This window comes from bacterium (genome assembly GCA_035380285.1).
Lineage (GTDB): Bacteria > Auribacterota > Erginobacteria > Erginobacterales > DAOSXE01 > DAOSXE01.
Genome location: DAOSXE010000051.1, coordinates 1 through 8,663 on the forward strand (window position 1 = coordinate 1; position 8,663 = coordinate 8,663).

An 8,663-nucleotide genomic window follows, 5' to 3' on the forward strand; every position below is an offset into this window, starting at 1 on the left:
AATACGACCCCTCGACCCGCGCCGACTTCTGGGCCCGGGTCTACTGCGGCATGGTCCGCACCGGGGCCGACGACCTGGCCGACTTCAACTGCATTGCCCATCAGAGCAGAGGGTTCTGTCCCAATCACTGGTGCGGGCAGCGGCTCGAGGACTACCGGGAACGGCTCCAGGCCCGAACGGCGTAGATCAGCCCCGCCGCAAGCTTTTGAAGACCCAGGCCGCCCCGGCGGCTCCGGCGAGCCAGTAGGAAACGGCGACCCCTCCGAACATTCCGGCCAATCCCGCCAGGCTGGCGCCGGCCCAGGCCAGGGGCACGAACAGCAGGACGAGGTGCAGAACGCTGAGAACGGCGCCGCGCAGGGGAAGGTTCAGCCCGTTGAAGACGGCCGCCGACACGCAGACGGCTCCCACGCCGGCATAGCTCCAGGGCATGACCCGGAAATACTCGCCCACCGCCCCGACCACCCCCGGGACGGCGCTGAAATTCCGGCCGATCCCGGCCCCCAGGAAATAGAGGAGGACCGCGCTGGCCAGCCCCCACCCCAGGACGAAAGCCATGGAGACCGACGTCGCGGCGGCGATCCGGGAGACCCGGCCGGCTCCCAGGTTCTGCCCGGTAAAGACCACCATGACGTCGCTCAAGCTCCAGAAGACGACGAAAATGAAGGGGTCGATCCTGCTCCCCACCCCCACCGCGGCCACGGCCTCGATGCCGAAGCGCGAGGCCAGCCGGATCAGGAGGGCCAGGGCGAGAGGCCCGACCATGTGGGTGGCGGCGGCGGGGAACCCGACCGCGGCGGTGGGCCTCCAATCGGCCAGCAGCCGGGAGAAGGGGCGGATCCGGGGAGCGAACAAACGGTGGCGAAAAGAGAGGACGGCCAGGGAAAGAAGCGACGCCGCGAAGCGGGCCGCCACCGTGGCCGCCGCCGCCCCGGCCAGCCCCCAGCGGGGGAATATTCCCCACCCGAAGATGAAGAGGGGATCGAAGACGATGTTGGCGACGGAGCCGAACGTGTTGATCAGTCCGGTGGCCCGGGCGGCGCCGACCGCCAGGAGGGCGTTCCCGGCGATGACGGGAACCGCCACGGTAAAAACGCCCGCGTACCAGACCGTCATGTAGGCTTCGATCCCGGCCAGGAGTTCTTCCCCGGCCCCCAGAAACCGGAACAGCGGCCTGACGGTCAGGATCCCGGCCGCCGAGATCAGGGCGGAGACAACGAGGGAAAAAAGAAGGCTGGAGGTAGCCAGGCGCCGGGCGGCGGCGGCGTCCCCCCTCCCCACCGCGCGCGATACCGCCGAGCCGGTGCCGATGCCGAGACCGACGAAGAGGCAGATGATCGTCAGGCAGACCGGGAAGGAGAAGGAGAGCGCGGCCAAAGCCGGCGTCCCCAGGCGCGAGACGAACCAGCCGTCCGCGAATTCGAAGGTGATGACCGCCAGGAACCCCGCGATCATGGGCAGGGTCATCCCCACCAGCCGGGCGGCGATGGAGCCCCGGGTCATATCCGCGGAAACCGACGCCGTCATCCCCAGAGCCCGCGCAGCTCATGCAGGCCCCAGGCCGCCAGGAGCGAGGCGAGGCAGGCCGCGAAGGGGGTGAGAAGCCATCCCCCGAAGATCCGCAGGAGTTCGCGGACGTTCCCCACCTCGCCCTGATCGTGCAGGCTGACCCCGATGAGGGCTCCGACGACGGCCTGGGAGGAGGAGACCGGAACGTGGAGGAAGCTGAAGACATTCAAGGCGAGGCCGGCGGTCAGCACCACCACCAGGGCCGAAAAGGGGTTGAGCGGGGTGACCTTGGTCCCCACCGTCATCATCACCTTGCGGCTGTAGGTCAGGGCCCCGGCGGCGATGGCGAGCGATCCCGCCAACGCGGCCAGACGGGCGGCGTGCAGGGCCCCGGTCGGAGTATCGACCGGGCCGAAGGCCCCGCAATGGAAATAAGCGGCGGTCGTGACCACGACGTTGTTCGCGCCCAGCGCGAAAGCGCCGTAGCAGCCGAAGAGCACCAGCCCCACGAAACAGACGCGGTCCCGGCCGATGACCGTTCGGGCCAGCCGGTTGATGGCGAAGCCCAACACCTTGAGCAACCCGAAACAGATCACGGCCGAAAGCACGGGATTGATCACCCAGCAGGAGAGCATGCTCAGGAACTTGGCCCAATCGACCCCCGCCAGTCCCTGGCTGGAGACGGCCACTCCCATGAGACCCCCCACCGCCGCCTGAGAGGTCGAGGCCGGGATCGCCATCCAGGTGATGACGGTGACGGTGACCGCGGTGGCCAGGGTGGCGATCAGGGCGGCGGTGGCCGTGGTGTCGCCGGGCCCCCCGGCGAAATCAAGGCCCAGATACTGCGAGGGACCCTGGGTGACCGCGCCCAGAACGACGAAGACCGCGATCAGCACCGTCGCCGTCCGGTAGGAGACGATCCGGGTGGCGACGGCGGTTCCGAAAATGTTGGCGGAATCGTTGGCCCCGATGCCCCACCCCAGGTAGAGGCCGCCGAATATCTTCAGTTGCGAAAGGCCGAACACCATATCCGCGACCCGGCGGTTCCGGACGGGAATTGTAAACCGAACACGACCATGCCGGCGTTCAGAACGTCTGCTTGATCAGCATCAGGTTGAAACGGCCGGCGGCGTCTTCGCAGATGTCCGCCACCCGGGAAATGTCCTGGATGATCTCCCGCAAATCCCGTTTCCTCGCCAGTTCCAGGTCGGCTTCGGCGGTCTGCTTGATCAGGTCCCATTCCTGGCCGTCGACCCGTGATTCCAGGCTCGAGACCGCCGCCACCAGTTCCCCGACCCGGTTCAAATCCGAGTTGGCCGCTTCCAGCACCCGGCGGAGGGCGCCGAAGGTCTCGATGGAAAGGTCGAGCAGGCGGCACAGCCCGTCCTTGAGCCAGACGGGAATGGCGGGGCGGGTGAGGATGAGCAGGTTCCCGGTCTTCTGGGCCTGGTTGGCGATCGAATCCACCAACTGGGCCAGGACCACGAAATCCTCCCGGTTGGTGGGCATGAAAGCTCCCCGGTACAGACTGGCGAGGATCTCGTCCCTGACCGCATCGGCCCGGTTTTCGGCCTGATGGATCCGGTGCCCGCAGGCTTCGTAGTCGCCGCCGGACGGGTACTCCTCCAACAGCGCCCGGAAACAATCCAGAGCGACGCCGACCAGTCCGAAGTGTTCCTCCAGGAGCCCCTTGAGTCGCTTTTCCTTGCGGTTCAGGAGCATTCGCCGTCCTCCGGGTACGGATCCGCGTCTCCGGGGGGTTCGGACAGTTTCAAGCGGTCGAGGCGGAACGTCCGCTCTTCTCCCGACAGGTGGCAGTAGGCGACGAGGTATTCCTGGCCGTAGCGGCGGGAGAACCGACGCGGCACGATTTTCCGGGGCCGGTGACCGACCGTGGAACGATAGTAGATCATGATTTCCCTGCCGGCGGCGATGGCCTCGCGCCAGAAGGAGGGGATGACCGGAGCCACGCCCACCGTCCGCGCGTAAACCCCGTCCAGGGAGTCGAGGTCGGCTTCGGTGCGGACCCCAAGGTCGGCCCACATGCGTTCGGCCACGGCCCGCAGAATAAGGACGTCGGTGAGGGCCTGATGCGGCTCGGGCGCGCTCACCCGGTAGTAGCGCGCCAGCTCGCGCAAGGCGTTGCCGGGATAGGATCCGTAGCGACGGGCGATCCGGAGGGTGTCGACCACCCGCAGCTCCACGGGCTTCATCCCCGCCTGCACCATCCCCTGATCGAGAAAGGCCAGGTCGAAGGGGGCGTTATGAATAACGACCCGGCCTCTTTTCAGGAGTTCCAGCAATCCGGGGAGAATGTCGGAAAACGAAGGCTTGCCCGCCACCAGCTCGTCGGTGATCCCGTGAATGGGCACGACTTCGGGGGGGATGGGGCGCCCCGGGTTCACCAGCTCGTCCAGCTGTTCCAGCAGCCGCTCCCCCTCGGTTCTGATCACCGCGGCCTGGACGACCCGGTCTCCTTCCCAGGGATCGTGGCCGGTGGTTTCGGTATCGAAATAACAGAACGATATCCGCCCCAACTCCGTATCCATATCGTGCTCTCCCCCGGCGCCGGGCGCCGCGCTTATCGTGGTTATTGTATCCGCATCCCCGGTTCCCCGCCACCCGGAACCGGGCTCATCTCCCGAGAAAACGGATTGACGGGTCCGCGGAACGAGCGAGAAAATACGCTATCGGGGCGGAGGGAATTCTATGGATACCATGCGCGAAATCGCCCGGGTTCTGGCCGAACTGGACGACGAAGAATTGATAACCGCTTTTCTCCGGGATATCCTCACCCCCAAGGAGCGTCACGACATTTCGGCCCGATGGGAGCTGGTGAAACGGCTGTTTCTCGGGGACAGCCAGCGGAAGATCGCCGCCGACCTGGGGCTGAGCCTCTGTAAAATCACCCGGGGTTCCCGGGAATTGAAGAAGGAACGATCGGCTTTCCGCGCCATAATCGCTCGTTATCTGAACCGGCCGAAGGGGCCGGCCGAGGGGGACGAACGCCGGTGATCCCTGGCTATCGCCACAGGCGTGTGCTATAATGAACCATGTTCGGATTGTTGCTCTCGATAACGGTGGCGGCGGCGGCCGGACCGCTCGGCGGCGGAACCGGGCCGGATGATCCGATGGCCGTCCCCACCGCCGCAGATTCTCCGGGAACGATCCGGGTCCGGCCGGGAGAAACCTTCGTGATCAAGCTGGATTCGAATATCACCACCGGTTTCCAGTGGTCGATGCCGGAGCCGCCCGACCCCGGCGTGGTGGATTTCCTGGAAAAAGACTACATCCCTTCGGATACGGGGAAGCGGGCCGGCGGCGGAGGCCGAGAGGAGTGGAAATTCAGGGCGGCCGGCACGGGGGAAACGACCATCGATCTGATCTACTCGCGGAGCTGGGAACTCGGTGTCCCCCCGGCCCGGACCGCGGCGTACCGCGTTGTCGTCTCCGGAACGGACGGCGGCCCGGAGGAGCGGCAACCGTGAAGTGCTCGGCCGTCGCGATACTGGCGGGGGCCGCGCTCCTGCCGGCGGCGGACGCAGCCGTCAGGACCGGGTTCGGTCACGACCCCTCCGGGGAAAGCTGGTCGGAACCGGTGGCGTCGTATTCGGGGATCCTGGCGGAACCCGGCATCGCCGATATCTGGGAGCTGGATCCCGTCAAACCGGTGGTGCGGTTGACCTGGTGGGGTACGTTCCTGAACTACTCCCCCTCCCAGCCCACGGCGGATGCTCCGCCGGCTAACTTCGAAGGCGATTTCGACGTCATCTTCTGCACCGCGACCGAGATCGGCGGACTCTTCCAACCCGGAACCTGGAGCCGCCTGACCACGGTCTTCCCGCAGTACGAGTACGATTTTACCGCCGGGACCGAGGGCGCCTACCAGCATGTCTTCCGCTTCAGCGCCCCGGTCGATCCGGAATTCACGCCGGGACCCGGAACCGCCTATTTCCTGGTTCTGCAGGCCAATTACACGGTCGACCCCGCGCAGTACTCATGGTGCTGGTGGCCCGGGGAAGGCGCCGGGCCCGAACCTCCCGTGTATTCGGAACTGGTCAGCCAAAGCGGCTCCTGGGTGGAACTCTCCACGGTCACGGGCGGCATGGCTTTCGAGATTCAGGTGCCCAGCCCTCCTACCGAAGGGGACTTCGACGGCGACGGCACCGCCGACATCGCGATCTTCCGCGGCGGCGCCGGGCTCTGGGCCGTCCGCGGGGTGACCAGGATCTGGTACGGAGAAACCGGCGACATGCCTCTGGCCGGGAACTGGGTTTCCGCCGATTATTGGAGCCCCGCCGTCGGGCGCGCCCTGGGCAACGGCTACCTCTGGCTCGCACGGGGACATACCCGCGCCTATTTCGGCCTCGACGGCGATCTCCCCGTGCCGGCGGACTACGACGGCGACGGGATCTGGGACATAGCCGTATTCCGCCCTTCCAGCGGGCTCTGGGCGACCAGAAGCCCCATCTTCCGTTTTTATTTCGGCAACGCCGACGACGTCCCGGCGCCCGCGGATTTCGACGGCGACCGACTGGGCGATCCCGCGGTTTTCGGCGGCGGACGCTGGGCCCTGCGGGGCCGGACCCGGTTCTATTTCGGCACCGCCGGTGACGCGGCCCTCCCCGCCGATTACGACGGCGACGGCACGGCCGACCCCGCCGTCTTCCGCGGCGACGCCGGGCTCTGGGCGGTCCGGTCGGTCTCCCGCGCATATTTCGGGGAGCAGAGCGATCTTCCGGCGCCCGCCGATTACGACGGCGACGGCACCGCCGATATCGCCGTCTTCCGACGGAATTACGGCCTCTGGCTGCTGCGCTCCCTCAGTCGGGTTTACTTCGGGGGCGCTCTGGATACGCCCGCCAACCAACCCTCCCGTTTCTGACCGGGCCGCAAACGGCCGGCGGCGGCGGAGTATTCCACCCCCAGAAACCGCGGGAAGCAGGCGTGACCGACGGGGCCGGCAACAAAAAACGGACCCTGTTCCCGGGGCGGGAGCGGATCACCAGGGGCTGGTGACCTGAATATCGCTCTGGGCGCCGAACCAGACCGTGCTCCCTTCCCGGAACAGCCATTTCCCCTTCAGAAACCGGAATACGGCGATATCGGCGGTGCCGTCCCCGTCGTAGTCCGCCGGAACCGGGACATCGGTCGCGGTCCCGTAGAAGACGGAGAAAAGGTCGCGCGCCATCCACTTCCCCAGAGCCGGCCGGTAAATAGCCAGGTCGCCGGTGCCGTCGCCGTCGTAATCGGCGGGGATGGGGTCGTCCCCGGAGGCGCCGAAATAAACCGCGGTCGTTCCCCGTACCAGCCATTTTCCCAAAGAGCCGCGGAAGACGGCGATATCGGCGGTGCCGTCGCCGCGGTAATCGGCGGGCCGGGGAATGTCGGTGGAAACTCCGAAATAGACGGCGAGGCCGCCGGCCGTCATCCACTTTCCCGAAACCGGCCGGAAAACGGCGATATCGGCGGTGCCGTCGCCGCCGTAATCGGCGGGGAGAGGCTCGTCCGTTTCCACTCCGAAATACAGCGCCGTGTTTTCCCGAAGCAGCCATTTCCCCTTGGCGGGCCGGAAGACGGCCAGATCGCAGGTCCGGTCTCCGTCGAAATCGGCGGGGACGGGAACGTCGGAAGAAAGCCCGTAGTAGACCCGGGTCAGGGACCGGATCGCCCAGAGCCCGATGGAAGGGCGGTAGACCGCGATATCGGCGGTTCCGTCCCCGTCGTAGTCGCCGGCGACGGCGGGACCGGAAGCCGCCGGCGGCGTCGGGGTCAGAAGGGGCGACGGCGAGACGCTGGGCGTGGGCGTGAATACGGGAGAAGGCGAGACGGTGGGCGACGGACTCGCCGTCGGCGGAGGAGTAACCAGCGGATCGAGAGGGAAGTCGTGGCCATGGTCCCCGCAAACCGTAAAATCGTAGACCCCGGTCTGGTACCCGGAAAAAGCGGCGGTGACCGATCCCAGCCCGACCGCGTGGGTATCGATATAGCCCGTGTCGTATTCCCCGCTCTGACCGGAGAAGACGGCCGCATGGCCTTCCTGACAACGGTCCTCCCAATCCAGAACCACGGACGCGCCCTCGAGCGGACGCCAGTCGAGGGCGTCGTAGACGAACCCATGGACCCGAACCTGGCAGGGAGAACACTCCGGGGAAGCGGTCGCGGTCGGCGTCGCCGTGGGACTGGGAGAAGCCGGGGGAGTGGGCTCGACCGGATCGAGCTCGAAATCCACGATATTGACCGTCACCGCGGAAAGCGACATCCCGGTATGCAGGTCCCAGTAGCCGTCGGCGAAAACCCAGAAATCGCCCCAGGCGCGGTTAACGCAGGTGCTGGCGGTGTTCCAGGCCCCATAGGTCCCGTCCGGGTCGGTGGAATAGCCCTGGGGCACCCCATCGACGGTGAGATAGACCCAGGCTTCGTAAATGGGCTCGCTGGAGACCGCGTCCATAACCGTGCCGTCGACCTGGATCAAGGTTCCGCACGGCGTTTCCGTAGCCGTCGGAGACGCGGTCGGCGGCGGGGTGGTCGTCGGCGTCGGCGAAGGAGTGGCCGTGGACGTCGGGGACGCGCTCGGGCGGGGGGACGGCGAAGACGTGGGCGGCGGCGTCCGCGAAGGCGCGGGGGTCGGCGTCCCCGTGGGCGCGAGGGTCGGAGAAACCGTCGGGGAAGGCGTGGGCGTCCCCGTCGGCGGCGGGGTCGCGGTCGGCGAAGGAGTGGCCGTGGACGTCGGAGACGCGGTCGGCGGCGGGGTGGTCGTCGGCGTCGGCGAAGGAGTGGCCGTGGACGTCGGGGACGCGCTCGGGCCGGGAGACGGCGAAGACGTGGGCGGCGGGGTCGCGGTCGGCGAAGGAGTGGCCGTGGACGTCGGGGACGCGCTCGGGCGGGGGGACGGCGAAGACGTGGGCGGCGGCGTCTGCGTCGGAGACGCCGTCGGCGTGGCCGGCGGCGTCGCGCTGGGCGGCGGCGTCCGCGAAGGCGCGGGGGTCGGCGTCAGCGTCGGAGACGCCGTCGGCGTGGCCGTCGGCGCCGGGGTCGGCGTCGCGCTGGGCGGCGGCGTCCGCGAAGGCTCAGGGGTCGGCGTCCGCGTCGGGGGCGTCGTCGGCGTGGCCGTCGGCGCCGGGGTCGGCGTCGCGCTGGGCGGCGGCGTCCGC

10 protein-coding genes are annotated in these 8,663 nt (G+C 67.8%); 5 read left to right on the forward strand and 5 right to left on the reverse strand.

All coding sequences use genetic code 11. The features are described 5' to 3' along the window. Positions 1 to 185 (forward strand): hypothetical protein (locus PLZ73_12125; GenBank protein HOO78619.1); only part of this gene is annotated, 185 nt, incomplete at its 5' end. Position 186: 1 nt separating this feature from the next. On the opposite strand, the gene PLZ73_12130 is transcribed toward PLZ73_12125, so the two are convergent. From PLZ73_12130 to PLZ73_12145, 4 genes are all read right to left on the reverse strand, one after another. After that, a complete protein-coding gene (locus PLZ73_12130) occupies positions 187 to 1,527 on the reverse strand; it encodes an MATE family efflux transporter (protein HOO78620.1) in 1,341 nt (446 codons plus the stop codon). Continuing rightward, on the reverse strand, positions 1,524 to 2,534 hold the full coding sequence (locus PLZ73_12135) for an inorganic phosphate transporter (GenBank protein HOO78621.1): 1,011 nt from the start codon (positions 2,532 to 2,534) through the stop codon (positions 1,524 to 1,526). The genes PLZ73_12130 and PLZ73_12135 overlap by 4 nt, the downstream gene beginning before the upstream one ends. 61 nt (positions 2,535 to 2,595) lie before the next feature. Then, complete coding sequence (locus PLZ73_12140) at positions 2,596 to 3,231, reverse strand: DUF47 family protein (GenBank protein ID HOO78622.1); 636 nt, start codon at positions 3,229 to 3,231, stop codon at positions 2,596 to 2,598. Beyond that, the gene (locus tag PLZ73_12145) at positions 3,222 to 4,058 is read right to left on the reverse strand and encodes an exonuclease domain-containing protein (protein ID HOO78623.1); all 837 of its coding nucleotides are present in this window, start codon (positions 4,056 to 4,058) and stop codon (positions 3,222 to 3,224) included. Before PLZ73_12145 ends, PLZ73_12140 begins: the two co-directional genes overlap by 10 nt. A gap of 160 nt (positions 4,059 to 4,218) precedes the next feature. Here PLZ73_12145 and PLZ73_12150 point away from each other — a divergent pair, with 160 nt between their 5' ends. The 3 genes from PLZ73_12150 to PLZ73_12160 are packed head-to-tail and all read left to right on the forward strand — an operon-like array spanning position 4,219 to position 6,394. Next, positions 4,219 to 4,524: a Trp family transcriptional regulator gene (locus PLZ73_12150; protein ID HOO78624.1), complete on the forward strand. Its 306-nt coding sequence runs from the start codon at positions 4,219 to 4,221 to the stop codon at positions 4,522 to 4,524. A gap of 38 nt (positions 4,525 to 4,562) precedes the next feature. After that, a complete protein-coding gene (locus tag PLZ73_12155; protein HOO78625.1) occupies positions 4,563 to 4,997 on the forward strand; it encodes a protease inhibitor I42 family protein in 435 nt (144 codons plus the stop codon). Beyond that, on the forward strand, positions 4,994 to 6,394 hold the full coding sequence (locus tag PLZ73_12160) for a hypothetical protein (protein ID HOO78626.1): 1,401 nt from the start codon (positions 4,994 to 4,996) through the stop codon (positions 6,392 to 6,394). The genes PLZ73_12155 and PLZ73_12160 overlap by 4 nt, the downstream gene beginning before the upstream one ends. 117 nt (positions 6,395 to 6,511) lie before the next feature. On the opposite strand, the gene PLZ73_12165 is transcribed toward PLZ73_12160, so the two are convergent. Continuing rightward, positions 6,512 to 7,984 (reverse strand): hypothetical protein, encoded by a 1,473-nt coding sequence (locus tag PLZ73_12165; protein HOO78627.1) that lies wholly within the window; start codon positions 7,982 to 7,984, stop codon positions 6,512 to 6,514. Between PLZ73_12165 and PLZ73_12170 the strand changes: the two genes are divergently transcribed. Continuing rightward, on the forward strand, positions 7,965 to 8,663 hold a 699-nt coding region (locus tag PLZ73_12170), incomplete at its 3' end, for a hypothetical protein (GenBank protein ID HOO78628.1). The genes PLZ73_12165 and PLZ73_12170 overlap by 20 nt on opposite strands.

What these genes read in the sequence shown, in the direction of transcription:
- PLZ73_12130 (HOO78620.1), bottom strand. Translation starts at nt 1,527, where the DNA reads ATGACGGCGTCGGTTTCCGCGGATATGACCCGGGGCTCCATCGCCGCC.
- PLZ73_12140 (HOO78622.1), bottom strand. Translation starts at nt 3,231, where the DNA reads ATGCTCCTGAACCGCAAGGAAAAGCGACTCAAGGGGCTCCTGGAGGAA.
- PLZ73_12145 (HOO78623.1), bottom strand. Translation starts at nt 4,058, where the DNA reads ATGGATACGGAGTTGGGGCGGATATCGTTCTGTTATTTCGATACCGAA.
- PLZ73_12150 (HOO78624.1), top strand. Translation starts at nt 4,219, where the DNA reads ATGGATACCATGCGCGAAATCGCCCGGGTTCTGGCCGAACTGGACGAC.
- PLZ73_12155 (HOO78625.1), top strand. Translation starts at nt 4,563, where the DNA reads ATGTTCGGATTGTTGCTCTCGATAACGGTGGCGGCGGCGGCCGGACCG.